16 protein-coding genes are annotated in these 15,813 nt (G+C 68.9%); 3 read left to right on the plus strand and 13 right to left on the minus strand.

Annotated features, from left to right (window positions below; translation table 11 throughout):
- Positions 1 to 45 precede the first annotated feature (45 nt).
- From ACE3SG_RS08370 to ACE3SG_RS08400, 7 genes are all read right to left on the minus strand, one after another.
- A complete protein-coding gene (locus tag ACE3SG_RS08370) occupies positions 46 to 1,905 on the minus strand; it encodes an IucA/IucC family siderophore biosynthesis protein (RefSeq protein ID WP_374564059.1) in 1,860 nt (619 codons plus the stop codon).
- On the minus strand, positions 1,902 to 2,552 hold the full coding sequence (locus ACE3SG_RS08375) for a GNAT family N-acetyltransferase (RefSeq protein ID WP_374564060.1): 651 nt from the start codon (positions 2,550 to 2,552) through the stop codon (positions 1,902 to 1,904). Before ACE3SG_RS08375 ends, ACE3SG_RS08370 begins: the two co-directional genes overlap by 4 nt.
- On the minus strand, positions 2,540 to 3,733 hold the full coding sequence (locus ACE3SG_RS08380; protein WP_374564062.1) for an MFS transporter: 1,194 nt from the start codon (positions 3,731 to 3,733) through the stop codon (positions 2,540 to 2,542). Before ACE3SG_RS08380 ends, ACE3SG_RS08375 begins: the two co-directional genes overlap by 13 nt.
- Complete coding sequence (locus tag ACE3SG_RS08385; RefSeq protein ID WP_374564064.1) at positions 3,730 to 5,073, minus strand: lysine N(6)-hydroxylase/L-ornithine N(5)-oxygenase family protein; 1,344 nt, start codon at positions 5,071 to 5,073, stop codon at positions 3,730 to 3,732. The genes ACE3SG_RS08380 and ACE3SG_RS08385 overlap by 4 nt, the downstream gene beginning before the upstream one ends.
- 97 nt (positions 5,074 to 5,170) lie before the next feature.
- Positions 5,171 to 6,394 (minus strand): MFS transporter, encoded by a 1,224-nt coding sequence (locus ACE3SG_RS08390; RefSeq protein ID WP_374564066.1) that lies wholly within the window; start codon positions 6,392 to 6,394, stop codon positions 5,171 to 5,173.
- On the minus strand, positions 6,391 to 8,259 hold the full coding sequence (gene arsN2 / locus ACE3SG_RS08395) for an arsenic resistance N-acetyltransferase ArsN2 (protein WP_374564068.1): 1,869 nt from the start codon (positions 8,257 to 8,259) through the stop codon (positions 6,391 to 6,393). The genes ACE3SG_RS08390 and arsN2 overlap by 4 nt, the downstream gene beginning before the upstream one ends.
- A complete protein-coding gene (locus ACE3SG_RS08400) occupies positions 8,250 to 8,621 on the minus strand; it encodes a MarR family winged helix-turn-helix transcriptional regulator (RefSeq protein WP_374564070.1) in 372 nt (123 codons plus the stop codon). The genes arsN2 and ACE3SG_RS08400 overlap by 10 nt, the downstream gene beginning before the upstream one ends.
- Here ACE3SG_RS08400 and ACE3SG_RS08405 point away from each other — a divergent pair.
- Positions 8,614 to 8,745, plus strand: a complete 132-nt coding sequence (locus tag ACE3SG_RS08405) for a hypothetical protein (protein ID WP_374564072.1) — start codon at positions 8,614 to 8,616, stop codon at positions 8,743 to 8,745. The two genes, ACE3SG_RS08400 and ACE3SG_RS08405, sit on opposite strands and share 8 nt — an antisense overlap.
- Positions 8,746 to 8,849: 104 nt before the next feature.
- Here the strand turns inward: ACE3SG_RS08405 and ACE3SG_RS08410 are convergent, their stop codons facing one another.
- The 5 genes from ACE3SG_RS08410 to ACE3SG_RS08430 are packed head-to-tail and all read right to left on the minus strand — an operon-like array spanning position 8,850 to position 11,768.
- Positions 8,850 to 9,521, minus strand: coding sequence for an aquaporin (locus ACE3SG_RS08410; RefSeq protein WP_374564074.1), 672 nt, complete (start codon positions 9,519 to 9,521; stop codon positions 8,850 to 8,852).
- Positions 9,522 to 9,523: 2 nt separating this feature from the next.
- Positions 9,524 to 10,012, minus strand: coding sequence for an arsenate reductase ArsC (locus ACE3SG_RS08415; RefSeq protein WP_374564076.1), 489 nt, complete (start codon positions 10,010 to 10,012; stop codon positions 9,524 to 9,526).
- Positions 10,013 to 10,046: 34 nt separating this feature from the next.
- Complete coding sequence (locus ACE3SG_RS08420; protein WP_374564078.1) at positions 10,047 to 10,934, minus strand: sterol desaturase family protein; 888 nt, start codon at positions 10,932 to 10,934, stop codon at positions 10,047 to 10,049.
- A gap of 10 nt (positions 10,935 to 10,944) precedes the next feature.
- The gene (locus ACE3SG_RS08425; RefSeq protein WP_374564080.1) at positions 10,945 to 11,421 is read right to left on the minus strand and encodes an ArsI/CadI family heavy metal resistance metalloenzyme; all 477 of its coding nucleotides are present in this window, start codon (positions 11,419 to 11,421) and stop codon (positions 10,945 to 10,947) included.
- A 23-nt stretch (positions 11,422 to 11,444) separates the two neighbouring features.
- The gene (locus tag ACE3SG_RS08430) at positions 11,445 to 11,768 is read right to left on the minus strand and encodes an ArsR/SmtB family transcription factor (RefSeq protein ID WP_374564082.1); all 324 of its coding nucleotides are present in this window, start codon (positions 11,766 to 11,768) and stop codon (positions 11,445 to 11,447) included.
- A gap of 335 nt (positions 11,769 to 12,103) precedes the next feature.
- Between ACE3SG_RS08430 and ACE3SG_RS08435 the strand changes: the two genes are divergently transcribed.
- Both ACE3SG_RS08435 and ACE3SG_RS08440 read left to right on the plus strand, forming a co-directional pair.
- Positions 12,104 to 13,081, plus strand: a complete 978-nt coding sequence (locus ACE3SG_RS08435; protein ID WP_374564084.1) for a hypothetical protein — start codon at positions 12,104 to 12,106, stop codon at positions 13,079 to 13,081.
- A 217-nt stretch (positions 13,082 to 13,298) separates the two neighbouring features.
- Positions 13,299 to 14,273: a hypothetical protein gene (locus tag ACE3SG_RS08440; protein ID WP_374564086.1), complete on the plus strand. Its 975-nt coding sequence runs from the start codon at positions 13,299 to 13,301 to the stop codon at positions 14,271 to 14,273.
- 27 nt (positions 14,274 to 14,300) lie between these two features.
- On the opposite strand, the gene ACE3SG_RS08445 is transcribed toward ACE3SG_RS08440, so the two are convergent.
- Complete coding sequence (locus ACE3SG_RS08445; RefSeq protein WP_374564087.1) at positions 14,301 to 15,647, minus strand: delta-60 repeat domain-containing protein; 1,347 nt, start codon at positions 15,645 to 15,647, stop codon at positions 14,301 to 14,303.
- Positions 15,648 to 15,813 lie beyond the last annotated feature (166 nt).

A 15,813-nucleotide genomic window follows, 5' to 3' on the forward strand; every position in this document is an offset into this window, starting at 1 on the left:
TACGCGCCGGGCAGCGCCCCTGGCACTGCCCTTCGCACCAGCGCCTCAAGCGGTTGGCGCCATCTCGCCTCGCCGCACACCCACCGGTTGCGCACCGCCCTGCCGCATGCCGGCAATCGGGTTCTCCAGCGGGTCTGCGAACGCCAGGCCCGACGCCGGATCCGCCAGGTTCAGCATATGGGTGTTGTTGCGCAGTTGCAGTCGGTTCAGGCACGAGTGCGCGAAGGTGGGCGCGAACAGGTCGAAGCGCTCGAACTTGGCCGCGAACTCGGGATGCTCTCGCTGGTAGAGCAGCGCGCATTCGGCCACCAGCGACCAGAACTCCTGAGGGTCCATGCACTCGGCGTCGACCAGCACCTGCTGCAGGTGGCGGAAGTAGCCATCGAACACGTCGATGAACAGGAACAGCAGCTTGAACTCATCCGGCATCTCGATCGCGATGCGGCCGATGCGCTCGGTCAGGTGCTCGCCGCCGTTGAACACCGCGCACTCCTCGGCGATGTCCTTCATCAGCGCGCGCACCGGCACATGGCTCTCCATCACCAGGATCAGGTTCTCGCCGTGCGGCATGAACACCAGGTCGTGGGCGTAGAAGCAATGCAACATCGGCGACAAGAAGGTGTGCAGGTAGCGCCGCACCCAGGTGGTGGCGTCCAACCCCGAGCGCTGGATCAGGTGTGCCAGCATCGATTCACCTCGCGCGTCGACATGCAGCAGCGCCGTCATCGACATCAGTGTCTGCCCCGGTTTCAGCAGCGGCAGCGGGCTCTCCCGCCAGAGCGCCGAAAACATCTTGCGGTACGCGCTGTCCTTGTCGACCGCCGCTTCGATGTAGCGATTGCGGTAGCCGATCGACGCCACCTCGCGCAGCACCATGAAGCCGCAGGCCTGCAGCGTCTCGTCGCTCTGCACCAAGGCGTGCACCCATTCGTTGATCGCCGGCGTGCCCGACATGTAGTACGGCGACAGCCCGCGCATGAAGCCCATGTTCAGGATCGACAACGAGGTCTTCACATAGCGCCGGGTCGGCTGGCTGATGTTGAAGAAGGTGCGGATCGATTGCTGCGCCTGGTACGCGTCGTCGCTGGTGCCCAGGTAGACGATGTGGCGGTTGGCCACATCGGCCGCGAAGCCCATCGCCAGCTTGTTGGCCCATTGCCAGGGGTGCGCCGGCATCAGCCAGTAGTCTTCGGCATTCAAGCCCATCGCCTCCAGCCTGGCGTAGAACTGCGCCAGCAGCTCCGGCCCCAGTTCCTCTGCCAGCAGTTGCTCGTGGCTCAGGCCCGAAATGGCATTGAACTCGGCGTGCGTGCGCCGCACGGCCAGCCACACGACCGAGAAGCGTGCCCCGGCCTCGGGCGTGTAGGCCGCGTAGTCGTTCGCGTCGAAGCCGATGCGGCCGTTGTTGGCCACGAAGCCGGGGTGGCCTTCGCTCATCGCCGACTCGATCGCCTGAAAGTCGGCATCGACCAGCGCCGCGCTCGACCGCTCACCGTTCATGAGCTTGTAGGCCGCGCCATACAGCGTGCTGCTGATCTCCTCCAAATAGATCGGCAGCAGCTCGGGCTTTAGGCCCAGCGTCTGCTTGAACTCGATGACGAAGGCCAGCGCGTCGAGCGGCACCGCCTGGCCGTCCAACGTCTTCTGCACAGACCGGGCGTCGACACGCCAGTGCCGCAGCGGCATGGGCTGCGCGTCGAATTCATAGACGGCCAACCCGTCCGGCGACACCAGGCGGTAGTGTTGCCAACCCTTGCGCGAGGCTGGGCCCAAGGTTTCGGGCACCAGCACCTGCTCGTGCGCAAACTCGGCGATCGCCTTGCGGACGAGGTGGCGGTTGGCTTGTTGCCAGACCTCGGGTACCAAATGGGCGGCGGTGGGCGTCGTGTCGGTGGGGCGGGTCATGTTGCAGCGTCCTGGGTCAGCGGTTGTTCAAGAAGCAGTGAATCGAATCGAGAGTCCAGCGCCATCGCGCGCCGGAACTGTTCGCGGGTGCAGCTCGACAGCAGCGCCGTCTTGTGCGGCAGGGTGATCGGCGCATGCACCACGAAGCCCATGGCGGCGTTCAGCGCATGCACCTTCTGATTGCGAATGTCGGGCTCCACCACCACCCGCTGCGCTCGCAAGTGCTCGAAGATGAAGCACATCAGGGTGCGAAACACGTGCCGCGTGTAGCCGGGGATCGGCCCGGAGGGGGCGTGCGCCGGCCCGACGAAGAAATGCATGCCCACATCGCCCGGCTGCACCTCGACATGCGTGCCGAGCACATCGTGCGCCGGGTCGTAGCACTCCAACACGAACGCGTCGCGGCCCTCGATCTCGCCGACGCCCGCCAATGCGTGGCCAGAGCCCACCAGCTCGGCATACGCCGCCTCGACCTGGGCCACCGTGTGCTGCTGCATGCCCCAGAAGCTGGCACGAGGCTGCGTGAACCAGGCGTGGAGCCAAGGGGCGTCGGCCGCGGGCTGCAGCGCACGCAGCCGCGTGATCCCGGCGCCGCGTGGCCGCCAGCCGTTCGACGGGATGGTGTAGTCGATCTTCATGTCAGGCATGCTGGCCCTGCGGGGTTTGAAACGGCGGCGGCTTGGCGCGGCGCGAGCGCCCACGGGCAGAGCGCGGCCGTGACCAGCCACCCCAGCGCCGCCACGGCGAAAGTCCACGGCACGCCCATCACCTCGACCAGCCAGCCGGCCGCCAAGGACGCGAGCAACACGCCCAGGTTCTGGAAGAAGTTCGCCAGCGCGTAGTCGGTGGCATAGGCCTCGGGCGTGCTGAGCCTGAAGACGCTGGTCTCAAGCTTCACGATGCCCTGGAACAAGGCCCAGCCGAACAGGCAACGCCCCAGCAGCAGCAGCGGCACCGAAGGCGTTGCCTGCAGCAGCAAGCCCGCACCACCGAGCAGCAGGTTGGGCACCAACGCGTCGCGCGGCGGGCGGCCGGTGCAGCGCGCTCGGTGGTTCATGCCCAGGCCCAGCAGCGCCATGGCGGCCGGCACCGCATAGGCCAGGCCCGCCCCCACCTGGTCTGCCGAGCCGGTCAGGCCTTGCCAGTGGCCGGTGAAGAACGGCCCGACGAGGTAGGCGCTGAAGTCGAACACGAGCATCAGCACCGCCAGGCGCCAGATGGCCGGACTGGCCTTGCGGTGAGGCAGTTGATCCCCGTTGTCCACCACCCGAACGGCGCGGCGACTGACCAACAGCCACGCACACACCGCCATCTGCAAGAAGTCACCCGCCGCCATGAACACCAGGCAGCCGGTGGCGCCCCAGCTCTGCAGCAGCCCGCCGCCGACCGCTGCGCCGGCAATGCCCACCAGGTGCACCACCACCGACAGCACGCCAACCGTACCCGCGTGCTGCTCGGTCGATTGCAGTCGTAGCAGGTACGGGTACATCAGCAGGTAGCTGCTCTTGCAGACGAACATCGCCATCGACAGCGCCCAGTACTGCCACAGCTCGGCCGCCTGGGTCGACAGCAGGCACAGCAGACCGGCGGCGGCCTGCGTCCACACCAGCAGGTGCAGCGTCTCGACGCGGCGCGCCACCCGCGCCCACAACGGGAACGCCACCATCACCGCGAGCGAGATGCAGGCGACGTAAGCCCCGGTGTGAAACTCGCTGAGCACGCCGTAGCGCTGGGCAAAGAACTGCGGGTAGAAGGCGATCAGCACAGCGTCGCTGAAGCAGGCCAGTGCCGACATCGCGATGACGCTGTTGCGCAAGGTCGGCGTCACGCCAGCACCTCGCCAATGGCCTTGGGCTCCTCGCGCACCCGCTGCAGCGGCCCGCCCGCGGGCGGCTCGAAATGTTGCAAGGCGATGCGCTCTTCGACCGGGTAGTGGTCCACCCCCGTCAACTCTTTCACCAGCGCGGCGTTGCGCAGGCAGCTCATGCCCAGGTCGGGGCTCGTCAGGCCCAGCGCGTGGAAGCCAGCGTTCTGCACGAACACGTCGCGGCCGGTCACGTCCACGCTGTGGTTGGGCGCCTGCTCGTAGCGGCCGTGCTCGTCCATGTGCAGCCGGCCTCGCAACCCGTCGATGAAAGCCGGAACGCGGTGCGCGTAGCCGGTGGCGAAGATCAGGCCATCGGTGCGATGCAGGTAGTGGCGCTGCAGATCGGTATGCCAGAAGCGCAGTTCGTACTCGGCGCTCTCGGGCTCGAACCGGCAGCTTTGCAGCTCGCAGCCAGGCAGCAGGAACGTGCGCAGGCCCGCCTCTTGCGCCTGCTCTTCCAGCAGGTCGTAGATCGCGTTGATCAGCTGCGCGTTGATGCCGTTGGTGATGGGCCGTTGACCGCGTAGCAGGCGTTGCCGCGCGGCCATTGGCAGGCGCTGGAAATGGCGCGCATAGTCGGGCGAGCTGAGCTCGGTCGTCAGCTTCGCGTACTCCATCGGAAAGAACCGCGGCGAGCGGGTGATCCACTGCAGCGCGTAGCCATGCTGCGGCTGCTCACGCAGCAGGTCGTGCACGATCTCGGCCCCGCTCTGCCCACTGCCGATCACGGTGATCGAGCGCCTGGCTTGCAGGCGCCGCTTGTGTTGCAGGTAGTTGCTGCTGTGGATCAGGGCCTGGTGCGGCTCGCAGCAGGCGGGGTAGCTCGGTGTCGTGCCGATGCCCAACACCAGCTTGCGCGCATGGTGGGCAAACTCGCCGTCGTTCCCGAGGCCGCTGACGACATAGTGGCCGCTGGCCGCGTCGTGCTCGATCTGCCGCACCTCGCTGCCGAAGCGCACCGACTTCAGCTGCGCGCAGGCCCACTGGCAATAGCGGTTGTACTCGCGCCTCGTGAGCGTGTACTGCTCGCGGATGAAGCGCCGGTACAGCCGCCCGTCTTGCTTGCAATGGTTGAGGTAGCTGAAGCGGCTGGTCGGGTCGGCCAGCGTCACCAGGTCGGCCAGAAACGGGTTCTGCAGCGTGGCCTCGGGCAGCATCAGGCCCGGGTGCCAGTTGAACTCGGGCTGCCGCTCCAGAAAGAGGCAGCGGTACTGGCCCAGTGGCTCCAGCAGGCAGGCGAGCCCCAGGTTGAAGGGGCCGAGGCCGACGGCAATGACATCGTGGACAGGTTCGGTCTGCATGACGCTCCGGTGAAGGCTGTTTCACCAGAGATGACGAGTCAGCAGCCGATTTGTTCGGCCGATGCGCGCCGAGCTTGCCGGCGCAGCGTGGGGCGTGTCAGCCTTCGACTCGCGCTTGCCGCGAGGCCGCCGTGGCCGCCGCCGCGTGCCGGTGCGGCAGCATGAACAGCGCGGCCAACGCCACAACGCCCAGGCTCGCCGACAGCCACAGCGCGCCGGCGCCCCAGCGGTCCAGGCACACGCCGAACAACCACGGCGCCAGCGCGTGGGCCACGCGCGCCGGCGCGGCGAGCAGGCCTTGGCGTCGCCCATAGCCGTGGGCACCGAACAGCTCCAGCGGCAACGTGCCTTTGGCGATCGTCAGGATGCCGTTGCCGGCACCGTGCAGCAGGCCGAACACCGCCGCCGCCGGCGCCCCCACCACCGCCAACACCACGACGCCCAGCGGGTGCAGCGCCACTGCAAAACGCGCCGACCACACTGGGTGCACCCGGCGCAGAAAGCCGAACTCCATCAACCGGGCCGCCACCTGCGCCGGCCCGATCAGCGCCCCCACCGCCACCGCGGTGGCCAGCGTGGCGCCGGCGGCCTGCAGCAGCCGCGGGAAGTGCGAGGCCATCGCGGTGCTGATGAAACCCGTGGCGGCGAACATCAACGACAACAACACCGCCGTGCGCAGCGTGCCCTGCGGCGCCGCCTCATCCGCCACCGCCGCAGGGGCCGGCGGCGGCACCTCGTGGTGCTCGGCCTGCCGGACGCTCGGCAGCAACGCATTCAACGGCAGCCCCAGCAGCAGCTGCAGCGCCGCCCAGGCCAGGCAGGCACCGCGCCAACCGAACCCGGCCTCCAGCACCGTCGTCAACGGCCAGCCCACCGTGCTGGCAAAACCGGCGATCAAGGTGATGCCGGTGATCAGGTTGCGCGAGTCACGGCCATGCAGCCGCACCAGCGTTGCGAACGCCGCCTCGTAGAGCCCACTGCCCATGCCGATGCCCAGCACCACCCAGGCCGCGAACAGGCCCCACACGCCATCGGCCAGCCCGAGCAGCGCCAGCCCCAGCGCGAACACCACGTTGCTGGCCAGCAGCACGGGCCGGCCGCCGCGCTTGTCGATGGTGCGGCCGGCGTAGGGGCCGACCAATGCGGACACCATCAACGCCGCCGAGAACGCGGCAAACACCGTGGGGGTCGACACGCCCAGGTCACGCGCCATCGGCGCGGCCAGCATCGCCGGCAGGTAGTAGGTCGACGCCCAGGACAGGGTCTGGGCACACCCCAACGCGGCCACGGTGCCGGCGCGCTGATGCAGGCCGACCCTCATCCGCAGCACGCAGTGGTGGGCGCTGCCGCACCGGCGGTCTTGGCCGCAGGGCCGCAGCAGCCAGCCTTGGCAGGCGGCGCCACGGCGGCCACGGGTTCATGGCCGGCCGTGGCGCCACAGCAGCCACCGCTGCCCGGCGCCGCCGCCGGCTCGCCGAGCCCGCACACGCCTGTTTCCGGCAGCGCCAGCTCAACCCGGTCGGCCGCGGCCATGTCGCCGGCAATCGCTGCCACCACCGAGCGGGCCTGCTCGAAACCGGTCGCCATCAAGAAGGTGGGCGCACGGCCGTAGCTCTTGACGCCGATGGTGTACAGGCCCGGCTCGGGGTGCGCCAGCTCGCGATGCCCGTGCGGCCGCACGGTGCCACAACTGTGCAGGTTAGGGTCGATCAGCGGGCCCAAGGCCTCGGTCGACTCGAGCCACGGGTCGAGCTTGACGCGCAGCTCGCTGGTCAGCGCCAGGTCGGGCCGCTGGCCGGTGGCGCAGACGATCTCGTCGATGCCCTCCAGCTGCAGCGGCTGGCCCTGGGCGTCCATGCCGACCACGGTCAGCTGGCCGGCGTCTCGGCGCAGCGCGGTGATCCGCAGCCCGGCCACGTAGTCCAAGCCGCCCGCATCGCGCAGGCGCCGCAGCGAGGCGCCCAGTTGCCCGCGCGCCGGCAGCGCGTCTGCGGCACTGCCGAACACGCGGTGCAGCGCTGGCGAGCGCACTGCCCAGGCCAGCTTCGTGCCCGGCGCCTGCTGCGCCAGCTCGGCCAGGTAGAGCAGCACATTGGCCGCCGAATGCCCCGCGCCGACCACCAGCGTTTTCTTGCCGGCGTAGCGGCTGCGCTGCGCGCCCAGGATGTCCGGGATGCCGTAGGTGATCTGCGCCGCGGCTTGGGCCTCGCCGATCGCCGGCAAGCCGTTGGCGCCCAGCGGGTTGGGCGTGCGCCAGGTGCCGGTGCTGTCGATCACCGCCCTCGCCCGCAGCTCGACCACCTCGCCACCCCGCTCGGCGCGGATCACGAAAGGCGCCGCCTCGCGCCCGGCGCTCTTGACCTTGTCGAAACCCTCGCGGCTCACGCCCAGCACGCGCGTGTTCAGCTGCAGCGCCGCGGCCACCTGCGGCAGCTGGGCGAACGGCACCAGCACCTGCTCGACAACTTCGCGCGCCAGCGGCAAGCCGTCTGCCGGCGGGGCCTGCCAGCCGGTGCCGGCCAGCAACCGGGCCATGCTCGGGTCCACGTTGTATTGCCAGGGCGAGAACAGCCGCACGTGGCCGTAGTCCAGCAGGTTGGCGCCGACCTGGGCCGCCGACTCCAGCACCACGAACGGCAGGCCGCGCTCGATCAGCTTCGCCGCCGCCGCCAAGCCCACCGGGCCGGCACCCAACACGGCCACCGGCAACTCGGCGCGGGGTGCCACCGCCACGGGCTGCGCCAATGGCAGCGCCATGAGCGCGGCGCAGGCCGGGCACGCGCCCTGGAACTCGGCCGAGGCCTTCAGCGCCGCAGGCGCGTCGTCCATCTTCATGCGCTTGAAGCCGACCTGGGCAAAGTACTCCGGCGCGGTCACCGTCAGCAGGTAAAGCATGCGGACCTGGCGGCGCTGCGCTTCCTGGATCAAGCGCCCGACCAGCAGCTTGCCGATGCCCAGCTTCTGCAAGCCCGGCAGCACGGCCACCGATCGCAGCAAGGCGATGTCGCCGTAGACCTCGGCACCGGCGCAGCCGATGACCTCGCCGTTGGATTGCGCGAGCAGGTAGTGGCTCAGGTGCGCCTGGGCGCCGTCCAGCGGCAGCTTGTTGGCTTGCAGCAGCGCAGCCACCGCGGGCCAGTCGGCCTGGCTGCCCTGGCGCAGCGTGATGTTCGTGTTCAGCGACATGATCGAGATTCCTTCGCTTCGGCCGGCGAGACGCAGCAGTTGGCTGCGGTGTCCTCGCGCAGGGCCTTCATCAACAGAAGCAGGGACTGCTCCACGCCAGCGCGCTCGCGCTCGCCCAGGGCTCCCAGCAATTGGTCGGCATGCTCATCGAGCGTGCGGTTCAATTCGCCAACGGTGCGCTCGCCTTCGGCGGTGAGCGTGACGAGCCAGCTCCTTGCGTCTTGCGGGTTCGGCTCCTTGGTGACCAGTCCACGCTCGACCATCGCATCGACCGCGCGCGACACCCAGCTCTTCTCGAGGCACACGCGCGCGCCCAGCTCCACCAGCGGCAGCGGCCCCGAGCGACCCAGCTCGGTGAGCAAATGGCATTGCGTGCTGGTGGTGCGGCAACAGTCGGCCACCACCCGCTGGGCGCGTGTGTACAAGCGCGCCACCTCGCGCAACAAACCGCCGGCCGATCCGTTCGAACTTTTCATGTGGGTGTGAATAGCAACTATCTGGGCGCATCTTCGGCTCGCCTTGGTTGGTTGTCAATAGCACCTATCCGGGCCAGAAAAACGGGGCAGCGCCCCGTTGGCCTGGTGGCTCGGTCAGCCCGTCTGCACGTTGGTCGCCGCGGGTTCCAGCCACCGGCTCACCAGCACCGCCAGCCCTGCCCCTGCCAACTCGGCCAGCACGAAGCCCGGCACGCTGCCGGGGGCAATGCCGGCAAAGCTGTCGCTGAACATGCGGCCGAACGCCGCCGCCGGGTTGGCGAACGAGGTGGACGCGGTGAACCAGTAGGCCGCCCCGATGTAGGCCGCGACCATCGGCGCCACCCGCGGCGCCGGCGCCCGCAAGATCACCAGCAGCAGGCCGAAGGTCGCCACGGCTTCGGCCACCCACTGGCCCGTGCCGCTGCGCAGCTTGGTTGAGAACTGCACGATGCTCAGGTCGAACATCGCATGGGCCAGCCAGGCGCCCAGCACCGCGCCTACCAGCTGCGCGGCGATGTACGGCAGCAGCAGCGAGCGCGAGAGCGCGCCACGACCGGCCATCACCAGCGACACCGCCGGGTTGAAATGCGCGCCACTCAGCGGCCCGAACACCTCGATCAGCACATACAGGCCACCCACCGTGGCCAGCGTGTTGGCCAGCAACGCCACCGCCAGGTTGCCGCCCGCCAGGCGCTCGGCCATCACGCCCGAGCCGATCACCACCGCCAGCAACAGCGCGGTGCCCAGCAGTTCGGCCAGCAGCTTCTGCTGCGTCGACACGGGCATGCTCAGCTCCGCGAAATGTCGACCAACGCCTGCTGCAGCTCGGCGTTGCTCATCGTGCCCAGCGGCAGCTGCAGCAGTTGCAGCATGCGGTAGCCGATGGCCTGGCGCGTCAGCTCGAAGGCAGCGGCCTTCTGCGCCTCGGCCGCGTTGGACGGGTCGGGGTAGCCCCAGTGCACCTTCACCGGGCTGCCGGGCCAGTACGGGCAGGCCTCGGCCGCCGCACTGTCGCACACGGTGATGACCACGCGCATCTCGGGTGCGCCCTCGCCGACGAACTCGTCCCACGACTTGCTGCGGTAGCCGCTCGCGTCGATGCCGGCGTTGGCCAACGCCTCGATCGCGAACGGGTTGATGCGACCGCTCGGCGCACTGCCGGCACTGTGGGCCCGCACGTCTTTGCCGAGCTTGGCGGCCCAGTGGTTCAACATGCCCTCGGACAGCACGCTGCGCGCCGAATTGTGGGTACAAAGAATCAACACGTTGGTGGTCATGACAAACGAAATCGAAGAGGAAAAGGAGATGGGATCAGGCCCGGCAGCAAGGCGGCATGAACACCGCCAGCAGCTGCCGCAGGTACGAGCCACGCGCCGGGTAGCCACTGCTGCTGCCAAACAGGCCGATGCGGGCCGGGCGCGCGGCGCCGCCCGGGTGGCGGAAGGTGCCGAAGACGTGGTCCCACAGCACCAGGGCGCTGCCGAAGTTCGAGTTCGCCTCGGACGGCCGCGCCGAGTGATGCCAGCGGTGCAGTTCGTTGGTGCTGAACACCCGGTTCAGCCAACCGCTGCGCAGGTCGATGTTGGCGTGCTGCAGCATCAATACCGGCTGCGTCAGCGCGGTGGCGCCCAGCAGCACCTCGGCCGGCACGCCCAGCAGCCACAAAGGCAGCAGGCTCACCAGCGCGTTCAGCGCATGGTTCAGCGGGTGAAAGCGGAAGTTGTTGAGCCAGTACAGCCGCTCGCTGCCATGGTGAAGTGCGTGCAGCTGCCACAGGCCGCCCAGCGTGTGGTGGGCGCGGTGCGACCAGTACTTGGCGAACTCGACCCACAACAGCGCCGCCAGCACCTGCACACCAAACGGCGCATCGGCCAAGAACCAGCCCGGCCGGCCCGGCTGCCCCACCCCCTGCAACAGCGCAATGGCCAGCACCGGCAGCACCGCCTTCAGCAAGGGGTCGACCAAGCCGATCAAGACCACGGCGCTGGTGGCGTCGGTGGCCACGTCGTCGCGAGGTTTCGCCCATTGCGGGTCGAACGGCGCCCACCGCTCCAGCACCGCCCCCGCCATCAGCGTGAGCACGCTGCTGGCCAGCACCACCGCTTCCGGTGGCCAGCCCAGTGCGCGGCCGATGCCAAAGGCCACGAGGCTGCCGCCCACGGCCAGCGCATACAGATGCCGCGTCAGAAGGCCGCGCATGGCCAGCCGCTCAGCAGCAAGACGAAGACGGCTTCACGGCAATGCCGATGGGCTTGCCGCGCGGTGCCGGCGTGGCGCAGCAGGCGCTGGCCTCGGCCGCCGCGGGCGCCTTCTCGCTGAACACGGGGATGTTGTCGAGCGTGTGGAAATGCTCCCACGCAATGCCCTGCGGGTCGGTCACCCAGTGCTTGTCGCTGCGGGCGTAGCAGCAGGTGGTTTCGCCCACGTCCTGCAGCGTCAGGTCGGCCGCTTCGGCCTGGGCCTTCAAGGCCGCCAGCTCTTCGGCGGTGTCGGTCTGGATGCCCAGATGGTCGACGCCCGGCTGGCCGCCGCGGGTGGAGATGGCAAAGTTGATGCGCGGGTCTTCGATCATCCACTTCGCGTAGTCGCTCTCGACGCGGGTCGGCTCGGCGCCGAACATCTTCGAATAGAAGGCGATGCTCGCCTGCAGGTCTTCGACGTGGGCGTGGACATGGAATCGCTTCATGGCTTCTCCTTTGAGGGTGTGCTTCAGCAGCAGGACGAGGTGCTCTTGCCCACGGCGCAGGCAGCGCCCTGGCAGCAGTTCTCGGTCATGTAGCCGAGCAGCGCGTTCATCCGGTCGAACGCGGCCCGGTAGATGATGTGGCGGCTGGCGCGCTCTTGCGTCACCAGGCCGGCGTTGGTCAGCTCTTTGAGGTGGAAAGACAAGGTGTTCTGCGGCACCGCCAGCGCCTCGGCCATCGTGCCAGGCGTCAAGCCCTCTTGGCCGGCCACCACCAGGGCCCTGAACACCTGCAGGCGCAACGGTTGCGCCAAGGCAGCCAAGGCTCGAACGACGTCTTGCTCATCCATATTTCAACGATACTGGAATTATTGATTTGGCGCAAGCGAGGCACCTTGCCCTGGGCTGCAACCGAGCTGGCCACCAAGTGTCAACTTCGGTCAACCCGGCCGCGCGCGCCCCGCCCGGCCGATTGCCGGCCCCTGGGATCGGCGGCAGACTGGGTTGCCGAACGGGTGGCGGTTTGACCCGCGGCAAGCCGAACCCGGCGCGGCCTAACGGTTCGTTACCGAGTCGTTTCTTCGGATTCGATTTAGGGGTGCGGCGCGCGCACGCCCCGCCCTACGATCCCCGCGCCGGCAAGCCCGGCATCGCTCGTCCTTTCATTCCCCCCAAAGGAGACTTCATGAATTTGAGCAGTCAATTCCTGGCCGCCGCGCTGGCCACGCTCACGCTGGCAGGCCCCGCCCTCGCCGGCACCTCGGCGCTGACCAAGGTGAGTGACCTGAGCGCGGCCACCCGCCCGCTCGGCGTGCCGCTGGACTACGTGGTCACGCCCAACGGGCTGTTCCACCCCTCGTGCGTGGTGGAGGTGGCCGATGACGAGCGCGTGACCGCCAACGGCGCCGTGGTTCGCCGCGATGGCACCGAAGTGGCCAGCAAATCCGCCGCCTGCATGCACCCGCGCTTCGTCGCGCGCGCCGGCGCGGTGCAGCGCATCGAGCCCAATGGTGAACAGCCCGCCTTCGACGGCTGGGTGGCCGACAGCAACTCGAACCCCAACGTCACGCCGCCGGCCAAGAAGATGGTCGCCACCTTCGGCGTGCCCAGCGGCCCGACCACCAAGAGCGGCCAGGTGCTGTACTACTTCCCCGGGCTCGAAGACGGCGGCGCGGTGCAGACCATCCTGCAGCCCGTGCTGGCCTGGAACGGCTTCGGCGATTCGCGCTGGACGATGACGAACTGGAACTGCTGCAAGAGCGGCAAGACCTGGCACGGCTCGACCATCGCGGTGAACACCGGCGACAAGATCAAGGGCTCGATGATCGGCGCCAACTGCAGCAACGGCGTCTGCACCAACTGGACGATCAAGAGCGTCGACAAGACCACCGGCCAGTCGACCACCTTCAACACAGAAGGCTACGGCCAGTCGTTCGACTGGTACTTCGGCGGCGCGAAAGAGGTCTATGGCGTGAGCAGCTGCAGCCAGTACCCCGCCAACGGCAGCATCACCTTCTCGGCCATCCACGTGTTCGACCAGAACGGCACCGAAACCACGCCGACCACCTGGAACACGATGAAGTCGGGCAGCGCACCGGCCTGCAACTACGGCGTGGCGGTGACCAAGAACGTCACGAAGATCACCTTCTCGGCCAGCAACTGAGGCTGAGCATGGGCGGCCCGCCGAGCGGCGGCCGCCTTTGTGAATCTGGTGCGCGGCCGTCTGGCCGCGCCATGGGCGCCGCGACCGCTGGGAAGCGTGTGCGGCCCGGCAGGCCACTTCGCCTGCCACGCCATCGGTTCGCCTGGCAGACGGGCATGGATGCCGATGCAGCGGTAGTGTGGGCCCATACCCCTACCGCCCGCGCTCCGCTACGCCCATGCACACCAACCTTCGCGTCAACACCCAAACGCCCGCGACTCAAGAGCTGGGCACCTCGTCGACCGTGCAACAGCCCGCGCCGACGAGCCGCGGCCCCTCGCCATCGCCACTCGGCGAGAACCTGTCGCCACGACCGAACGCCAACACCTCGCCGACCAGCCCGCGCCCTCGCCTGTCGCTGCAGGATCTGACCGGCCGGACCTCGCCCACGACCACACAGCCCACCACACAACCCACCACACAACCCACCACACAGCCGACCACCCAGCCCACTTCGCAGCCCGCGTCCCCCCAGGCCGCGCCCACCAGCGCCACGGCGGTGGCCCCCGCCAGCCCCACCGCCACGATCACCGCACCGCCGGCCAAGCTGGTGGTCGACGACCCCAAGGGCGGCAACGACAAGCAGTGGTTTCCTGACCCGTCGGGCACCATGGGCTGGCTGCAGGCGCGCGACAACGGCAAGGTCGAGGCGGTTCGACGAGAAGTGGCCACCATCCGGACCTTGGCGGACCTCCACTTTCCGGTGGCGCAGATCATCGACCGCCCACCGCCCGAAAGCATCACCAGCAACGGCGCCAACAAGCCCGTGCAGGCCACCGGCGGCGGCGTCTGGCTCGCCACCGTCGACGCGGTCGCGACCAAGAAGCCCAAGGCGCTGGGGCACCCGATGGCCGGCGGCATGCAGACCAACAGGCTGGTCAGAGAGCTTCGCACCGCCGATGTCGACCTGCCCAAGCTGGCAGGCGAGCTGCAGAAGCTGCTCGCGCCCGTCGATGCGGCCAACCCGGGCTTCACCCGTGTCGACCAGCTCTGCCAGCACGTCGGCGAAGTCGACATCGCCTTCACCAAGGACGGCCGGATCACGCTGCTGGACGTGGCCCCCGCAGACGGTGGCCAGGTGGCGGCGCAAGACGATCAAGGCGTGGCCCACATCAAGGCGGGGCTTCAGAACCTGCTCGCCAAGATCAGCTGAACGACGCCCCGGCGAGCGGGCACGGCGCTACCGCGAAGCTGCCTGCGCCCCGGCCCCGCTCGCCAGGTAGCGCGCCAGCGCAAACTCGGCCCATTGGTCGCTGTTGGTGGCCTGGAAGCCCACCGCCACGATCTTGCCGTCGGGCTGCAACGCGGCGCCGAACGCGCCGCCGTTGAGGTCGCCGAACGAGGTGCGCACCTTGCCGCCACTGCCAAAGCTCGAATCGAGCGCGCCCTTGGGCGTCAGGCGCGCGAGCAGAAAGTCGGAGTCCGACGATTCGGTGTCGGCGATGCCGACGACAACGATCTTGCCGTCGCCCTGCACCAGCACGCTGTTGGCGTATTCGCAGCAGCTGCCGAAGTCGATCTGCGCCTTGCCGTCGCGGCTGAACGTGGGGTCCAGCGCGCCGCTCGGGGCATAGCGCGCCACCGCAAACCGCTGCGTGCCGAAGGGCGAGCTGCCGAAGCCCGCCGCGACGATCTTGCCGTCGGGCTGCAGTGCGGCCGCGCGGGCCCGGTCGAAGTTGTGGCCGCCGGCATCGGTGCGCACCTTGCCGGCGGCGCCAAAGCGGGTGTCGAGCGTGCCGTTGGGGTGGTAGCGCACCAGCGCGAAATCGTAGAAGTTGGTCGGGTTCTTCGCCGAGCCCACCGCCACGATCTTGCCGTCGGGCTGCACGAGCACCGAGAACGCGTCGTCGTCGAAGCCGTCGAAGTCGGTCGTCACCCGGCCGCCGATGCCGAACGTGGCATCGAGCGTGCCGTCGGGGTGGTAGCGGGCGAGCGCGAAATCGGTGTTCGACGAATCGTCGCTGCTGAAGTCGACGAACTCGGTGCCCGCCGCGAGGATCTTGCCGTCCGGCTGCAGGGCCAGCGAGAAGGCATAGCTGCCGTGGCCGAAGCTCGTCGTCACGATGCCGCCGTTGCCGAAGCCGGCGTCCAGCGAGCCATCGCTGTTGTAGCGGGCCAGCGCGAAGTTGCCGGCAAACACGAACAACGGGAACGCGCCGCCCGCCACGACGATCTTGCCGTCTGGCTGCACGGCGATGGCCGAGGGCTCTGCCGCCAAGCCGGGAAAGTCGGTCGTCACCCGGCCCTTCGCGCCGAAGGTGGCGTCGAGCTGGCCGCTGGCGGTGTAGCGCGCCACGGCAAAGTCTTCGTGCGAGTAGTCGTTGTTCTGGTAGGTCGTGCCGGCGACCACGATCTTGCCGTCGGCCTGCAGCGCCACCGCGCGGGCCAGGTCGGCGCTCTTCGCGAAGTCGGTCGTCTTCTTGCCGTCGCGGCTGAAGCTGGGGTCCAGGTCGCCGTCGGCGGCGCGGGCCGTGGGCCCACCGATGGAGCAGGCCAGCGCGAGGGTCACCACAAAGACCGTGTTCATGTCCGCACTCCAGTTCTGCCGGGGGGCTTCTCGGCGGTGAGTGCCTTGCCGGCCGCCCAAGGTTGAACCGGCATCGGCGACGCTTCGGCCGGCCCCGCCGCAATGGCCTGTAATGGACGCTCATGGCCGGGCTGCCTAGAGTCATCGGCAGATGCCATCGCCCCCA

This window comes from Ideonella sp. (genome assembly GCF_041914305.1).
Lineage (GTDB): Bacteria > Pseudomonadota > Gammaproteobacteria > Burkholderiales > Burkholderiaceae_C > Ideonella.